The organism is Mesorhizobium sp. WSM1386, assembly GCF_055901595.1.
In genome coordinates, this window is record NZ_CM148373.1 from 134,271 (window position 1) to 150,238 (window position 15,968).

A 15,968-nucleotide genomic window follows, 5' to 3' on the forward strand; every position below is an offset into this window, starting at 1 on the left:
CCCAAAACCGAGTCACTTTTGGGCGACATGCATTAGCCGCTTACCGCCAACAACAGGACGCCGGCCAGAGCCGATCCGGCGAGCGTCGGCAGCATGCCGATCTTCAGCTTCAGGATGGCGATCATGGCGGCCAGGGAAAGCAGCGCCGCGCGCCAGTCGATCGACGAGAGCACCGGCACATTCATGCCTGGGCCTATCGTGTGCACCTCACGGAAAACGACGTGCAAGGCAAACCACAAAGCGAGATTCATGATGACGCCGACGACGGCGGCGGTGATCGCGCCCAATGCGGCCGACAAGGCCTTGTTGCCGCGCAGGGCTTCGATGTAGGGCGCACCGAGGAATATCCAGAAGAAGCAGGGCGTGAACGTCACCCACAGTGTGAGCAGCGCCCCGAGCGACCCGGCAAGCAATGGGTCCAGTCCCCCGGGGTGGCGGAACGGGGCGATGAAGCCGACAAACTGCAGCACCAGGATGAGCGGGCCTGGCGTGGTCTCGGCAAGCCCGAGACCATCGACCATTTCACCGGGGGCAAGCCAGCCGAAGGACTGGACGGCCGCCTGTGCGACATAGGCAAGCACCGCATAGGCGCCACCGAAGGTGACGACCGCCATCAGGCTGAAAAATCGGCCTATCTCGGTCCAGACGCTCGCGGAGCCGGTGAACCACCAGATAGCGAGAACAGGTCCGAGCCAGATCGGCAGCCAGATGGCGACAGTGCGCGGCGCATGCCATTTGGTCGGCGTGACATGGGCCAATTCGCCGCGCTCGAACATCAGGTCGACCGCGCCCTTGATATCGGCAGTGTCGCCCTTGCCATGGGCGGAGCCGGAAAACAGGCCTGGAACAAGGCGGTCTCCCAGCCATCCTGTCAGGCCCGCCAGCAGGACGATGAGCGGGAACGGCACATTCAACGCATAGATGGCGATGAAAGCCGCGACCGCGATCGACACCATGACCGGGTTTTTCAGGGCACGCCGTCCGATCCGGATCACCGCCTGGACGACAATGGCCAGCACCGCCGCCTTCACCCCGAAAAACAGCGCCTCGACGAGCGGCACGTCGCCATAGAGTGCGTAGAGAACGCTCAGGGCCAGCATGACGAGCGCGCCCGGCGCGACGAACAGCACGCCGGCGACGAGGCCGCCGATCGTCCTGTGCAGCAGCCAGCCGATATAGATGGCGAGTTGCTGTGCTTCCGGGCCAGGCAGCAGCATGCAGTAGTTCAGCGCATGCAGGAAACGCTGTTCACCGATCCAGCGCCGCTCCTCGACCAGTTCCTTGTGCATCAAGGCGATCTGCCCGGCCGGCCCGCCGAAGCTGAGCAGTCCGATTTTCGCCCAGAGCCTCAGGGCTTCGGCAAAGGTCGGTGCGGCCGGCACTTCGACATTTACCCCGGCATCCTGCGGCACAAGAGCACTCATGCTGGTTTACCCCCAGCTGTCCCAGGCCAATTGTGGGTTTCTTCGGTGGCGTCGCGACACCAGCGGAAGAACGCGTCGTAGAGCAGCATGCCTGCTTCCAACTGTTCCAAATCGTCGCGATACATCCGCGACAGGCCGAGCGATGCCGCCAGAAAACCGGCGGCCTGGGGCACCAGATCGAGGCTTGCCGTGTCGGCGGCGCGCACTATCAGGGCAAGCCGATCGAGCGCCTCGGATTCCAGCCCGAACTCCTCGATCATCGTGTCGAAGGTGCAGCGATCGCCGCGATGGCTCCAGAACACATTGTCGATGTCGAAAGGCACGGCCTGAAAGCGGTCGGCGACAGCAGGCACTTCGGCTGCCTCGACGAACAGGAAGATCGCATGAGGATCGACGAAACGCCGGATCAGCCAGGGGCAAGCGATGCGGTCGACCTTCGGGCGCGATCGCGTCACCCACACAGTGCGGCCTCTTTCGTCGCGTGGCGGTAATTTTTCGGTGCGGACCAAAAGCCCATTCGCATCGCGCCAGGCTTCGAAGCCGCCTTCGAGGGATTCAGCGGAGATTCCCTCATGCCGCAGCCATGCGGCCACGCCTTGCGAGAGTTTTTGACCTTTCTGACAGACGACCGAGACTTGGTTGCCGGCAAATTCGGAAGCCCAGGTCGAAACGGTTTTGAAATTGCGTCGGCCTGAGGCCGGCAGCAGGCGCTGATCGGCGTCGAAATCCTCATCGATGCGAACATCGATGATTACGGGTGCACCCGGCAGACCGACCAGACGGGACAGTTGCGATACGGTGATAGCGGTTGTTGACGGCATGGCGTCCACCTCCTGATAGAGAAGCTTGGACGCGAACGTTGGGCTGACGCCTCACGGGGTCGTCGCGATGCACCCCTTGCCATGACAGTGGATTTGTCCGGCCCGCTTGTCAAGGACCGCGCCCAGTCTCGACCCGCCGGCGGCGCACTCCAAACGAAACGCGGCCGGCGACCTGGGTGACCAGGCCGCCAGCCGTCGATCCAATATCCGCGATTGTCGCCAGGAATAATCTATGACTATCCCTTGGAATAATCGATGATTGCCCCTGGAGCGATCAGTGGTTGTCCCTGGAGCAATCAGTGATTGTCCCTGGGCACGCCGCTGGTGTGCGCGACATCCTGGTATTTCACCGCCGGCTTCAGCACCATTCCCTCCGAGAACTGGTCGACCATGCCGCGCTGGATCTCCTGCCACGGCGTCTGGTGCTTGGGATAATGATAGCCGCCATTGTTCTGCAGTTCGGCACGGCGCCGCGTGATCTCGTCATCGGTGACCAGGATATCGGCGGTGCCCTTCCTGAGATCGATGCGGACGCGGTCGCCTGTCTTGAGCAGCGCCAGGCCGCCGCCGATCGCGGCTTCCGGCGAGGCATTCAGGATCGACGGCGAGCCCGACGTGCCCGACTGGCGGCCGTCACCGATACAGGCCAGTGCGTGGATGCCCTTCTTGATCAGGTAGGCCGGCGGCTGCATGTTGACCACCTCGGCGCCACCGGGATAACCGACCGGGCCGGCGCCGCGCATGAACAGGATGGTGTGCTCGTCGATGCCTTGCGCCGGATCGTCGATGCGGGCGTGGTAATCCTCGGGGCCGTCGAAGACCATGGCGTTGCCTTCGAAGGCTTCGGGATCCTTCGGGTTGGACAGATAGCGCTCGCGGAATTCGGGCGAGATGCCGCTGGTCTTCATGATCGCCGAATCGAACAGATTGCCCCTGAGGTTGATGAAGCCGGCATTGGCCTTCAGCGGCTTGTCGACGCTGCGGATGACCTCGGCATTCTCGTTGGCGACCCCCTTGCAATTGTCACCGATCGACTTGCCGTTGACGGTCAGCGCATCGGGATGCGGCAACAGCCCACCCTTCATCAGTTCGGCCACCACCGCCGGCACCCCGCCGGCGTGATGGTAATCCTCGCCGAGATACTCGCCCGTCGGCTGCAGATTGACGATGAGCGGCACTTTGAGGCCGATCTTCTGCCAGTCGTCATTGTCGAGCGGCACCCCGAGATGGCGGGCAATCGCATTGAGGTGGATCGGCGCGTTGGTCGAGCCGCCGATCGCCGAGTTCACGACGATGGCGTTCTCGAAGGCCTTGCGCGTCATGATGTCGGATGGTTTCAGGTCTTCATGCACCATCTCGACGATGCGCTTGCCGGTCTCGTAAGAAATCTGGCCGCGCTCGCGATAGGGCGCCGGGATGGCGGCCGAGCCCGGCAGCTGCATGCCGAGCGCCTCGGCCAGCGAATTCATCGTGGTGGCGGTGCCCATGGTGTTGCAATAGCCGGTGGACGGCGCCGAGGAGGCGACGATGTCCATGAACTCGTCATAGTCGATCTCGCCGGCCGACAGGCGCTCACGCGATTCCCAGACGATGGTGCCGGAGCCGGTGCGCTTGCCCTTGTGCCAGCCATTGAGCATCGGGCCGACCGACAGCGCGATGGCCGGAATGTTGACAGTGGCCGCCGCCATCAACAGCGCCGGCGTCGTCTTGTCGCAGCCGATGGTCAGCACCACGCCGTCGAGCGGATAGCCGTAGAGCACCTCGACGAGGCTGAGATAGGCAAGATTGCGGTCGAGGGCCGCGGTCGGGCGCTTGCCCGTTTCCTGGATCGGATGGCACGGAAATTCGAATGGAATGCCGCCCATCGAGACGATGCCTTCGCGCACACGCTTGGCGAGTTCGATGTGGTGCCGGTTGCAAGGCGAAAGGTCCGAGCCGGTCTGGGCGATGCCGATCAGCGGCTTTCCCGACATTAGTTCGGCGCGCGTCAGCCCGTAATTCAGGTAGCGCTCGAGATAGAGCGCGGTCATTCCCGGATTGTCAGGGTTGTCGAACCACTCTTGCGAGCGAAACTTTTTCTTCTTCGTGGGGGCGCCAGCCATCATGGTCTCCGTATTTGTATGACAAATCGATATGACAACGCGCGGATGCAGGCAAGGGGCACGCGTGATCTGAACCCGCACTTTGGTGCGATAGACATGTATCGACCCGCACGCTACGACCAATCCGACATCGGTGATCCGGGAGGTTTTGATGGCTTTGGTGATCGAGGGCGAGGAACGTATCGCCGCACCCATACAGAAAGTATGGGAAGCTTTGAACGATCCGGCGGTGCTCAAGGAGAGCATTCCCGGCTGCCAGAGCCTGGAGATGAAGTCGCCGACCGAGATGGCGGCGACGGTCGTCCTGAAGATCGGACCGATCAAGGCGACCTTCAATGGCGAGGTGACGCTGAAAAACCTCAAGCCGCCGCATGCCTACACCATCCAGGGCGAAGGCAAGGGCGGCATTGCCGGCTTTGCCAAGGGCGGCGCCGACGTGACGCTGACACCGGATGGGCCGGACGCCACCGTCCTGAAATACGCGGCCAAGGCCGATGTCGGCGGCAAGATCGCCCAGCTTGGCAGCCGGCTGATCGAGTCGACCTCGAAGAAGCTGGCCGGACAATTCTTTTCGACATTCGGCGAGAAGGTGGGCGGATAGGCCCGCCCCCTTGAGAATCACTCGAAGACGATGTTCGGCACCGCCGCTTCGGCGGCGCCACGCTCCTCGTTGACCCGATCCCAGACCTTCGAAGCAATATCGCGATAAATTTTCGCCTCGGCGCTGTCGGGCTTCGACGCCACGACCGGCGAACCTTCGTCGGAACTTTCGCGAATGCCCATCTCCAGCGGCACTTCGCCGAGGAAGGTGACGCCGAGGCGCTCGGCCTCGCGGCGTGCGCCGCCATGGCCAAAGATGTCGTAGCGCTTGCCGGTGTCGGGCGCCAGGAAGTAGCTCATGTTCTCGACGATGCCGAGCAGCGGCACGTCAACCTTCCTGAACATGTTCAGCCCCTTGCGGGCATCGATCAGCGCCAGGTCCTGCGGCGTCGAGACGATGACGGCGCCGGCCAGAGGCACCTGCTGAGCCATGGTCAGCTGGGCGTCGCCGGTGCCGGGGGGCATGTCGACGACAAGCACGTCGAGCCGCCCCCATTCGACCTCGCGCAGCATCTGCGTCAGCGCCGACATCACCATCGGGCCGCGCCAGATCATCGGTGTCTCCTCGTCGACGAGGAAACCCATCGACATCACCTTCAGCCCATAATTCTCCATCGGCTTCAGGATCTTGCCGTCGACCGTCTGCGGCCGGCCGTGAATGTTGAGCAGCCTGGGCATGGACGGGCCGTAGATGTCGGCATCGAGCACGCCGACGCGCAGGCCGTTGGCGGCAAGGCCAAGCGCGATGTTGACGGCGGTGGTCGACTTGCCGACACCGCCCTTGCCGGAAGCAACGGCGATGATCGCCTCAATGCCGGGCACGCCGCGCTTGCCATGGCTGTGCGAGGCGGGAGCCTGTGGGGCAGCACGCGGTGCGGCAGCGGCGGGCGGTGCCGATGCTGCCGGCCTGGCAGCGGGACGCGCTGGAACCGGCGCCTCCATGCCGCCGCCCTTCTTTTCGGCCGTCAGCGCGACGACGGCGCCGGCGACACCGGGGATTGCCTTGACGACACGCTCCGCGGCGGCGCGCAACGGCTCCATCTCCTGCGCCCTGGCGGCAGGAACCGTGATCGAGAAGAACACTTTTGCGTCGGCGATGAAGATCTCGGAGACCATGCCGAGATCGACGATATTGCTGGTGAAGTCAGGCCCATTGACCGTCTTCAGGCGCTCGGTGACGATTTCCTTGGTAACGGACATGATCTTTTCCTCGGCGTTCGGCCCCTCAGATAGTGTAGTTTTCGGGCAGAACCAAGCAGCCGCCTCGACGCACCCCTTGACGTCCCCTTGGCTGATGCGAACGAGAGCCGCGGTGGGCACAAGTCGCCAAGCATGGCGCGCGACCTATTTCAATGAGCATGAGGGAAGACAATCAGGGAAGGATAGGATCATGCTCGAAAACAGCAACGCCACGGCCAACATCGCGGTGAAGGACCTGGCGAGAGCAAAGGCCTTTTATGAGGGAACCCTAGGCCTCAAGCAGGTCGACGACATGGGTGGCGAACTGATCGTCTACAAAAGCGGCGACACGTTCATCAATGTCTATCGGTCCCAGTTCGCCGGTACCAACAAGGCGACGGCGGTGACCTGGATTGTCGGCGATCAAATCGAGACTGTCGTCAAATCGTTGAAATCGAAAGGCGTTGCCTTCGAACACTACGAAATGCCCGGGCTGACGATCGAGGGTGACGTCCATGTCGGCCAGGGCATGAAGGTCGCCTGGTTCAAGGATCCGGACGGCAACATCCTCAATCTTGTGAGCCAGTAGACCGCATCACGATTGGCGGGGGCTCCGCGCGCCGCGATATTGCCTCAACCCGCCAGGTTGACGGCAAAATAAGTAAGAGCCGAAATCGCCGCCGTCGCCGGCAAGGTGACGATCCAGGCGATGACGATGTTGCCGGCAAGGCCCCAGCGCACCGCCGAGACGCGGCGGGCGGCGCCGACACCGATGATGGCGCCGGTGATCGTATGCGTGGTCGATACGGGAATGCCGAGCCAGGTGGCGGCGAACAGCGTAATGGCACCGCCGGTCTCGGCGCAGAAACCCTGCATCGGATTCAACCGGGTGATCTTCGAGCCCATCGTATGGACGATACGCCAGCCGCCGAACAGCGTGCCTAGCGCCAGCGCCGACTGGCAGGTAAGGACGACCCACAGCGGCACGTAGAATTTCTCGCCGAGCATGCCTTGCGAATAGAGCAGCACCGCGATGATGCCCATGGTCTTCTGGGCATCGTTGCCGCCATGTCCGAGCGAATAGAGCGAGGCGGAAAAGAACTGCAGCACGCGGAAGGTGCTGTCGACGGCAAACGGTGTCTGGCGCACGAACAGCCACGAAACCACGAGGATCAGGACGAGCGCCAGGACAAAACCCGTCGCCGGCGACAGCACGATCGCGGCGACCGTCTTACCGAGCCCCGACCAGACGATGGCGCCGACGCCCGCCTTTGCAACGCCGGCGCCGACCAGCCCGCCGATCAGCGCGTGCGAGCTGCTCGAAGGGATGCCGGCGATCCAGGTGACGATGTTCCAGACGATGGCGCCGACGAGAGCCGAGAAGATCACCGCCGGCGTGACGATGCTGACGTCGACGATGCCCTTGCCCACGGTTTCGGCGACATGGAGGCCGAAGAACATGAAGGCGATGAAATTGAAAAAAGCCGCCCAGAACACCGCATAATGCGGCCGCAGCACGCGCGTGGAGACGATCGTGGCGATGGAGTTGGCCGCGTCGTGCAGGCCGTTGAGAAAATCGAAGAACAGCGCGACGGCGACAAGGCCGGCCAGCAGGGGAAAGGCGATGGTGGCTTCCATTGCCTAGACGTTCTCGATCACGATGCCGCTGATCTCGTTGGCGACGTCCTCGAAACGGTCGACCACCTTCTCGAGCTGGCCGTAGATCTCGCTGCCGATCAGATAGGCCATAGGGTCGCTGCCGCCGTGTTTCCTGAACAGGTCTTTCAGCCCCTGCTCGTGCAGATCGTCGGCCCGGCTTTCGACGCGCATGACTTCTTCGGCGATGGCGTTGAGGCGCACCGTGTGGGTGCCGACCTTGGCGAGCAGCGGGATCGCCTCGGCCACCAGCTTGGCGGCAGCGACGATGACCCCGCCCATCTCCTGCATCAGCGGGTCGAATTCCTTCTTTTCGAACAGTCTTACCGTCTTGACGGTCTTGTGCATCATGTCGATGGCATCATCCATTGACTGGATCAGGTCCTTGATGTCGCCGCGATCGAAAGGCGTGATGAAGGAGCGCCGCACGGCAAGCAGGACTTCGGCGGTGATGTGATCGGCCTCGTCCTCGAGATCGACGATCTTCTGGCACCAGCGATCGATATCCTTGCCCTGGAGGAGGAGCTGCAGCGCTTCCGCGCCGCCGACCACCGTGCGGGAATGCCGCTCGAACAGATCAAAGAAGCGATCTTCGCGCGGCAGCAGCTTGCGGAACCAGCCCAGCATGTCAGTCTCCCATCGCGGCCGGTTCACGACCGTTTTATTGACATAGCGCCGCACGGCGCCGCGGGGAACCGTAAGCCGGCTGAAAAGATGTGGATGCGGGGCGTTATGCATATCGCTTGCGGCAAAGGACAAATTGCCCGAGGCTGCGTGACGACCGGAAGGATGGCATGATCGACAAACTCGAATTCTTCATCGCGCTGGCCAAGGAAGAGCATTTCGGCCGGGCGGCGGAAGTGTGCGGCGTCACCCAGCCAACGCTTTCGGCCGGGATCAAGCAGCTGGAAGGCCAGCTCGGCGTCATGCTGGTGCTGCGCGGCTCGCGCTTCCAGGGCCTGACGCCGGAAGGCAAGCAGGTGCTGGTTTGGGCGCGGCGCATCGTTGGCGACTCAAGGACCATGCGCGAGGAAATGCGCGCGGCGCGCCACGGCCTTGCCGGCCGCATCCGCATCGCCGCTGTCCCGACGGCGCTGGCCATGGTGGCGCGGCTGACGACGCCGTTCCGCGAAAAGCATCCCGGCGTCACTTTTTCCGTCCTGTCGCGGACCTCGATCGAGGTGCTGACGCTGCTCGGCAATTTCGACGTCGATGCCGGCATCACCTATCTCGACAACGAACCCCTGGGGCGAGTGACCAGCGTGCCGCTCTATGACGAGCGCTACCAGCTGATCACGGCGGTCGGAAATCCCTATTCCGACCGCGACAAAGTGACGTGGGCCGAGATCAGCCATCTGCCGCTTTGCCTGCTGACGCCGGACATGCAGAACCGGCGCATCATCGACCAGCATCTGGCGGAAGCCGGCGTGCAGGTGCGGCCGACGCTGGAATCCAACTCGATGATCGTCTTGTTCTCGCATATCCGGACCGGCAAATGGTCATCGATCATGCCACTCAACCTCGCGGAAACATTCGGCTTTTCGGAGCCGATCCGGGCCATTCCGATCGTCGAACCGGATGCCAGCCATACCGTCGGGCTGGTGGCGGCGCCGCGCGAGCCGCACACGCCGCTGGTGCAGGCGCTGCTGGACGAGGCGATGGCGCTGGCAGACGATTTCCGCGCCCATCGCTAGGCTAGAAATGCCCTGAGAAGACGCTTGATAGAAAATTTCTATCGAACGACGAAACCGCTTTATTGATTTCGGAGGTTTCCTCTGATTTCTTAAGCACTTAGCGATATTGCGCCTTGTGCATGTCGTTGCCCCAACACCGCTTCGCATTTTTGGGCGACATGCATAGGGAAAGCCACGACCAGGGAGGGCGCTGCATGACGATGCAGCCTGCAAGTACCGAAATCGCATCGCGCACGGCCGCGATCGTCCAGGAGTTGAAAGGCCTCGAAGGCCCGCTGCTGCCGATCCTGCACGGCATCCAGGAGGAATTCGGCCATGTGCCGCATGACGTGCTGCCCGTCATCGCCGACGGGCTGAACCTCTCCAGGGCGGAGGTGCATGGCGTCGTGACCTTCTATCATGATTTCCGTGCCCGGCCGGCCGGCCGCCACGTGCTCAAGCTTTGCCAGGCGGAAGCCTGCCAGTCGATGGGCTCGGATGCGGTTGCCGCCAAGGTCAAGCAGCTGCTCGGCATCGATTTCCATGAGACCACACGCGACGGATCGGTTACACTCGAGCCCGTCTATTGCCTCGGGCTTTGCGCCTGCTCGCCTTCGGCAATGCTCGACGGCGAGGTGATCGGGCGGCTCGACGACGACAAGATCGACGAGATCGTCGCCGAGGTGCGCTCATGATTCCCCGCATCTACATCCCCGGCGATTCCGGCGCGCTGGCGCTGGGGGCCGAAAAGGTCGCCAAGGCGGTTCGCGCGGAGCTCGCCGAGCGCGGCATCGAGGCCAAGATCGTGCGCAACGGCTCGCGCGGCGCCTATTTCCTGGAACCGATGGTCGAGGTCGCGACCGCCAACGGCCGCGTCGCCTACGGTCCCGTCAAGGCTTCCGACGTCAAGAGCCTGTTCGACAGCGGCTTCCTCACCGGCGGCCATCACAAGCGCTGGCTGGGCGCGCCGGACAAGATCCCCTTCCTGGCCAAGCAGACCAGGCTGACCTTCGCGCGCTGCGGAATCAACGACCCGCTGTCGCTCGATGCCTATAAATCGCTCGGCGGACTGAAGGGCCTGCAGAACGCGGTGGCCATGGCGCCCGCCGACATCGTCAAACAGGTGACGGAGTCCGGTCTGCGCGGCCGCGGCGGCGCAGGCTTCCCGACCGGCATCAAGTGGAAGACGGTGCTGGATACGACGGGTGACTGCAAATACATCGTCTGCAACGCCGACGAGGGCGACAGCGCCACTTTCGCCGACCGCATGATCATGGAAGGCGACCCCTTCGTGCTGATCGAGGGCATGACGATCGCTGGCATCGCCACCGGCGCGACCAAGGGTTTCGTCTATATCCGCTCGGAATATCCGCATGCGGTGGCTGTCATGAACAAGGCCGTCGAGGTCGCCCGCAAGGCCGGCGTGCTCGGCGTCAACGTGCTAGGCTCGCCCAACGCCTTCGACATGGAGATCCGCGTCGGCGCCGGCGCCTATGTCTGCGGCGAGGAAACCTCGCTCTTGAACAGCCTCGAAGGCAAGCGCGGCGTGGTGCGCGCCAAGCCGCCGCTGCCGGCCATCCAAGGGTTGTTCGGCAAGCCGACGGTGATCAACAACGTCATCTCGCTGGCTTCCGTCCCGGTCATCATGGACAAGGGCGCCGCCTTCTACAAGGATTTCGGCATGGGCCGCTCGCGCGGCACGATCCCGATCCAGATCGCCGGCAACGTCAGGAATGGCGGCCTGTTCGAAACCGCCTTCGGCCTCACCTTGGGCGAGATCGTCGACGATATCGGCGGCGGCACGGCCACCGGCCGGCCGGTGAAGGCCGTGCAGGTCGGCGGCCCGCTCGGCGCCTATTTCCCGCGCGCGCTGTTCGACACCCCGTTCGACTACGAAGAGTTTGCCAAGCGTGACGGGCTGATCGGCCATGCCGGCATCACCGTGTTCGACGACACCGCCGATATGCTTAAGCAGGCGCGCTTCGCCATGGAGTTCTGCGCCATCGAAAGCTGCGGCAAGTGCACCCCTTGCCGCATCGGCTCGACGCGCGGGGTGGAGACCATCGACAGGCTCGCCGCCGGCATCGAACCGGAAAAGAACCTTGCTCTGGTCACCGACCTCTGCAACACGATGAAGTTCGGATCGCTCTGCGCGCTGGGCGGCTTCACGCCCTACCCGGTGATGAGTTCGATCACCCATTTCCCCGAGGATTTCAAGCCGGCGCCCGCGCGCGTGGCTGCTGAATAGGAGCTGGCAGATGAACATCAAGGCCGACTTCCCGACGCTCATCGAAGAACTCGATTACGGAACCCCGGAATCGAAGGCGCAAAAGCAGGTCACGCTGACCGTCGATGGCCGCAGCATCAGCGTGCCGGAAGGCACGTCGATCATGCGTGCGGCAATGGAAGGCGGGGTCGAGATCCCGAAACTCTGCGCCACCGACATGCTGGACTCGTTCGGCTCCTGCCGCGTCTGCCTGGTCGAGATCGAAGGGCGCGGCGGCACGCCGGCGTCCTGCACGACGCCGGTCGGCGAAGGCATGGTGGTCAAGACGCAGTCCGAGCGACTGGATGCCATTCGCCGCGGCGTCATGGAACTCTATGTCTCCGACCATCCGACCGGCTGGAACGAGAAGGCCGGAACCGGCGCCAGCGAGTTCGACGCGGTGGCGAAGTCGGTCGGGCTGGCCGAGAACCGCTACGGCGTCGAGGGCCGCAATCACGTCAAGCCGGAAAACGGCGTCGCGCCCGGCCATGGCTCGCTGGCGGTCGACTACATCGCCCGCGATGAATCCAATCCCTATTTCACCTATGATCCGGCGCAATGCATCGTCTGTTCGCGCTGCGTGCGCGCCTGCGAGGAAGTGCAAGGCACCTTCGCGCTGACGATCGAGGGCCGCGGTTTCGAATCGCGCATGGTCGCCGGCATGCATGAGGACTTCATCGCTTCCGAATGCGTGTCCTGCGGCGCCTGCGTGCAGGCCTGCCCGACCGATGCGCTGCGCGAGAAGACCGTGCTTGCCAAGGGCCTGCCGGAGCGCTCGGCCATCACCACCTGCGCCTATTGCGGCGTCGGCTGCTCGTTCAAGGCCGAAGTGAAGGACGACGAAGTCATTCGCATGATGCCCTACAAGGAGGGGAAGGCAAACCATGGCCACTCCTGCGTGAAGGGCCGTTTCGCCTATGGCTATGCCACCCACAAGGACCGCATCCTGTCGCCGATGATCCGCGAGAAGGTCAGCGATCCCTGGCGCGAGGTGAGCTGGGAAGAGGCGATCGCCCACACGGCCAAGGAATTCCGCCGTATCCAATATCAGTACGGACGCACATCCATCGGCGGCATCACCTCGTCGCGCTGCACCAATGAAGAGACCTATCTCGTGCAGAAGCTGGTGCGCCAGGGCTTCCGCAACAACAATGTCGACACCTGCGCGCGCGTCTGCCATTCGCCGACCGGCTACGGGCTCGGCCAGACCTATGGCACCTCGGCCGGCACACAGGATTTCGATTCGGTCGATTACACCGACGTCGCCGTGATCATCGGCGCCAATCCGGCTTCGGCGCACCCGGTGTTCGCCTCGCGGCTGAAGAAGCGGCTGCGGCAGGGCGCGAGGCTGATCGTGCTCGATCCGCGCCGCACCGAGATGGTCAAGTCAGCGCATATCGAAGCGGACTATCACCTGCCGCTGAAGCCCGGCACCAATGTGGCGGTGTTGACGGCGCTGGCGCATGTCATCGTCACCGAAGGCCTGTTCAACGAGGCGTTCATCCGCGAACGCTGCGACTGGACGGAATTCCAGGACTGGGCGTCCTTCGTCGCTCTGCCGGAAAACAGCCCCGAGACCGTTGGCAAATTGTCCGGCGTCGATCCCGAGCTGATCCGGGGTGCCGCGCGTCTCTACGCCACCGGCGGCAACGGCGCGATCTATTACGGACTGGGCGTGACGGAGCACAGCCAGGGTTCGACCACGGTTATGGCGATCGCCAACCTCGCCATGGCGACCGGCAATATCGGACGGCCGGGCGTCGGCGTTAACCCGCTGCGCGGCCAGAACAACGTGCAGGGCTCGTGCGACATGGGCTCTTTCCCGCACGAACTGCCGGGCTATCGCCATATCTCGGGCGACGCCGTGCGCGACATCTACGAGAGCCTGTGGGGCGTGAAGCTCGACGACGAGCCTGGCCTGCGCATTCCCAACATGCTGGATGCCGCCGTCGACGGCTCCTTCAAAGGCATCTACATCCAGGGCGAGGACATCCTGCAGTCCGACCCCGACACCAAGCATGTCGCCGCCGGCCTGGCGGCCATGGAATGCGTGGTCGTGCACGACCTGTTCCTCAACGAGACGGCGAATTACGCGCATGTCTTCCTGCCGGGCTCGACCTTCCTTGAGAAGGACGGCACCTTCACCAATGCCGAGCGCCGCATCAACATGGTGCGCAAGGTTCTGGAGCCGAAGGCACGCTACGCCGACTGGGAAGCGACGCAGGAGCTTGCCCGCGCGATCGGGCTCGACTGGAACTACCAGCATCCCTCTGAGATCATGGACGAAATCGCCCAGACGACGCCGAGCTTCGCCGGTGTCTCGTTCGGGCTGCTCGACCGTGTCGGATCCGTGCAATGGCCCTGCAACGAGAAGGCACCGCTCGGCACGCCGATCATGCATGTCGACGGCTTCGTGCGCGGCAAGGGCAAGTTCATCCGCACCGAATATGTGGCGACGGACGAGCGGACCGGCCCGCGCTTCCCGCTGCTGCTCACCACCGGCCGCATCCTCAGCCAATACAATGTCGGCGCGCAGACACGGCGCACCGACAACGTCATGTGGCACTCGGAAGACCGGTTGGAGATCCACCCGCACGATGCCGAGAACCGTGGCCTGCGCGATGGCGACTGGGTGCGGCTGACCAGCCGCTCTGGCGAGACGACGCTGCGAGCGCTGATCACCGATCGGGTGTCGCCGGGCGTGGTCTATACGACGTTCCACCATCCGGACACGCAGGCCAACGTCATCACCACCGACTTCTCCGACTGGGCGACGAACTGTCCGGAGTACAAGGTGACGGCGGTTCAGGTCGGCGCCTCCAATGGGCCGTCGGACTGGCAGCGCGATTACGACGAGCAAGCGCGCAACAGCCGCCGTATCGCACCGCTGGAAGCGGCGGAGTAGGGTTTGGTGTCTCGTCGAGGCGCCCCCCTCTGGCCTGCCGGCCATCTCCCCCTCAAGGGGGGAGATTGGATGGCGCACCGCCTTTCGCCAATCGCCAACGTCGAAAAGTGGGTGATATCGGCCAAGCTGCCAATCTCCCCCCTTGAGGGGGAGATGGCCTGCAGGCCAGAGGGGGGCGCGTGACCCGCAAACGTCTAGCCATTACGCAAACCTCTCGCCTCGCGCACCGCGCCAGTGGCACTGTCGCGGCCAACCGGATGGTTCCGGAGGAGACGCCGGTGGCATTCTCGTTCGCCGGCACCACCCATGCGGTGATGATGGCGAGCCCGGCCGATTTCGAGGATTTCGCGCTCGGCTTCTCGCTGACCGAAGGCATTATCGCCGCGCCTGAGGAAATCGAGGCGATCGAGGTCGAGGATCATGGCGCCGGCATCGATATCCAGATCCGGCTGAAGGACAAGGCCAACACGCGCTTCGAGGTGCGGCGGCGCCGGCTTGCCGGGCCGGTCGGCTGCGGGCTCTGCGGCATCGAATCCATCGAGGAAGCCATGCGCTCCGTCGACGCGGTTGGTGCGTCAAAACTTACACTTGATGCCAACGACATCGTCCGCTCCGTAAAGCTCCTGTCGAAGGTGCAGCCGCTGCATGCCGAGACCGGGGCCGTGCATGCCGCCGGTTTCTACGTTCCAGGCGAAGGCGTCGTCATGGCGCGCGAGGATGTCGGCCGCCACAATGCGCTGGACAAGCTGGCCGGCGCTCTGGCCAAGGCCGGCATCGACGGTTCGGCGGGCGCCGTCGTGGTGACCAGCCGTGTCTCGGTCGAGATGGTGCAGAAGACGGCGGCGATCGGTTCCGCCTTCATCATCGCCGTCTCGGCGCCGACCGCACTTGCCATCCGCACGGCGCAAGAGGCCGGCATGACGCTGGTGGCGCTGGTGCGCGGCGATGATTTCGATGTTTTCACCCACCCTGACCGGGTGGTCTTGGGAGTTGCCCAGCATGTCGCATGACGAAGACCACATCACGAGCACCAGCGAGAAGCTGGTGCGCATGGCCAACCAGATCGCGGCCTTTTTTCATTCCAGGCCGCGCGAAGAGGGTGTCGCGGGCGTCGCCGAGCACATCAACAAATTCTGGGAACCCAGGATGCGGCGGCAGTTCTTCGAGATGCTGGACAGTGGCGGCGAAGGCTTCGACGAACTCGTCGTGGTCGCTTCCGCCAGGATCAAGCGGCCGATCTCGCCGGCCGAGGCCGATCTCAAGCTGGGATTGAAGGCCTCCCCGGCCGACATCGCCGCCTCACAAAAATAGCCGCAGGAGCCGCGCAGGCTTATATTTCTGC

At 63.8% G+C, this 15,968-nt stretch carries 14 protein-coding genes; 8 read left to right on the forward strand and 6 right to left on the reverse strand.

Going from position 1 to position 15,968, the window contains the following annotated elements; translation table 11 throughout:
- Nucleotides 1-32: 32 nt before the first annotated feature.
- The 3 genes from chrA to AC0NIH_RS00640 form a co-directional block, all read right to left on the reverse strand.
- Nucleotides 33-1,424, reverse strand: a complete 1,392-nt coding sequence (gene chrA, locus AC0NIH_RS00630; protein ID WP_473463462.1) for a chromate efflux transporter — start codon at nt 1,422-1,424, stop codon at nt 33-35.
- A complete protein-coding gene (locus AC0NIH_RS00635) occupies nt 1,421-2,245 on the reverse strand; it encodes a chromate resistance protein ChrB domain-containing protein (protein WP_473463464.1) in 825 nt (274 codons plus the stop codon). Before AC0NIH_RS00635 ends, chrA begins: the two co-directional genes overlap by 4 nt.
- Before the next feature lie 296 nt (nt 2,246-2,541).
- Nucleotides 2,542-4,347 carry an IlvD/Edd family dehydratase gene (locus tag AC0NIH_RS00640; protein ID WP_023766368.1) on the reverse strand — a complete coding sequence of 602 codons (1,806 nt, stop codon included), beginning with the start codon at nt 4,345-4,347 and terminating at the stop codon, nt 2,542-2,544.
- A gap of 151 nt (nt 4,348-4,498) precedes the next feature.
- Between AC0NIH_RS00640 and AC0NIH_RS00645 the strand changes: the two genes are divergently transcribed.
- On the forward strand, nt 4,499-4,948 hold the full coding sequence (locus AC0NIH_RS00645) for an SRPBCC family protein (protein WP_023766367.1): 450 nt from the start codon (nt 4,499-4,501) through the stop codon (nt 4,946-4,948).
- A gap of 17 nt (nt 4,949-4,965) precedes the next feature.
- Here AC0NIH_RS00645 and AC0NIH_RS00650 read toward each other — a convergent pair whose 3' ends face one another.
- Nucleotides 4,966-6,150: an Mrp/NBP35 family ATP-binding protein gene (locus tag AC0NIH_RS00650; RefSeq protein WP_473463527.1), complete on the reverse strand. Its 1,185-nt coding sequence runs from the start codon at nt 6,148-6,150 to the stop codon at nt 4,966-4,968.
- Nucleotides 6,151-6,337: 187 nt separating this feature from the next.
- On the opposite strand from AC0NIH_RS00650, the gene AC0NIH_RS00655 reads away from it, so the two are divergent.
- A complete protein-coding gene (locus tag AC0NIH_RS00655; RefSeq protein WP_473463467.1) occupies nt 6,338-6,715 on the forward strand; it encodes a VOC family protein in 378 nt (125 codons plus the stop codon).
- A gap of 44 nt (nt 6,716-6,759) precedes the next feature.
- On the opposite strand, the gene AC0NIH_RS00660 is transcribed toward AC0NIH_RS00655, so the two are convergent.
- Together AC0NIH_RS00660 and AC0NIH_RS00665 are read right to left on the reverse strand one after the other, a co-directional pair.
- On the reverse strand, nt 6,760-7,764 hold the full coding sequence (locus AC0NIH_RS00660) for an inorganic phosphate transporter (RefSeq protein ID WP_023766364.1): 1,005 nt from the start codon (nt 7,762-7,764) through the stop codon (nt 6,760-6,762).
- Nucleotides 7,765-7,767: 3 nt separating this feature from the next.
- A complete protein-coding gene (locus tag AC0NIH_RS00665; RefSeq protein WP_023766363.1) occupies nt 7,768-8,409 on the reverse strand; it encodes a DUF47 domain-containing protein in 642 nt (213 codons plus the stop codon).
- 167 nt (nt 8,410-8,576) lie between these two features.
- Between AC0NIH_RS00665 and AC0NIH_RS00670 the strand changes: the two genes are divergently transcribed.
- The 6 genes from AC0NIH_RS00670 to AC0NIH_RS00695 all read left to right on the forward strand — a co-directional run bounded on the left by AC0NIH_RS00670 (nt 8,577) and on the right by AC0NIH_RS00695 (nt 15,937).
- A complete protein-coding gene (locus tag AC0NIH_RS00670) occupies nt 8,577-9,476 on the forward strand; it encodes a LysR family transcriptional regulator (protein ID WP_023766362.1) in 900 nt (299 codons plus the stop codon).
- Nucleotides 9,477-9,670: 194 nt separating this feature from the next.
- The gene (locus AC0NIH_RS00675; RefSeq protein WP_023766361.1) at nt 9,671-10,150 is read left to right on the forward strand and encodes a formate dehydrogenase subunit gamma; all 480 of its coding nucleotides are present in this window, start codon (nt 9,671-9,673) and stop codon (nt 10,148-10,150) included.
- On the forward strand, nt 10,147-11,703 hold the full coding sequence (locus AC0NIH_RS00680; protein WP_473463471.1) for a formate dehydrogenase beta subunit: 1,557 nt from the start codon (nt 10,147-10,149) through the stop codon (nt 11,701-11,703). The genes AC0NIH_RS00675 and AC0NIH_RS00680 overlap by 4 nt, the downstream gene beginning before the upstream one ends.
- Before the next feature lie 10 nt (nt 11,704-11,713).
- Complete coding sequence (fdhF, locus tag AC0NIH_RS00685; protein WP_473463474.1) at nt 11,714-14,626, forward strand: formate dehydrogenase subunit alpha; 2,913 nt, start codon at nt 11,714-11,716, stop codon at nt 14,624-14,626.
- Nucleotides 14,627-14,805: 179 nt separating this feature from the next.
- On the forward strand, nt 14,806-15,636 hold the full coding sequence (gene fdhD, locus AC0NIH_RS00690; RefSeq protein ID WP_473463476.1) for a formate dehydrogenase accessory sulfurtransferase FdhD: 831 nt from the start codon (nt 14,806-14,808) through the stop codon (nt 15,634-15,636).
- A complete protein-coding gene (locus tag AC0NIH_RS00695; protein ID WP_013891388.1) occupies nt 15,626-15,937 on the forward strand; it encodes a formate dehydrogenase subunit delta in 312 nt (103 codons plus the stop codon). The genes fdhD and AC0NIH_RS00695 overlap by 11 nt, the downstream gene beginning before the upstream one ends.
- The last annotated feature ends 31 nt before the right edge of the window (nt 15,938-15,968 follow it).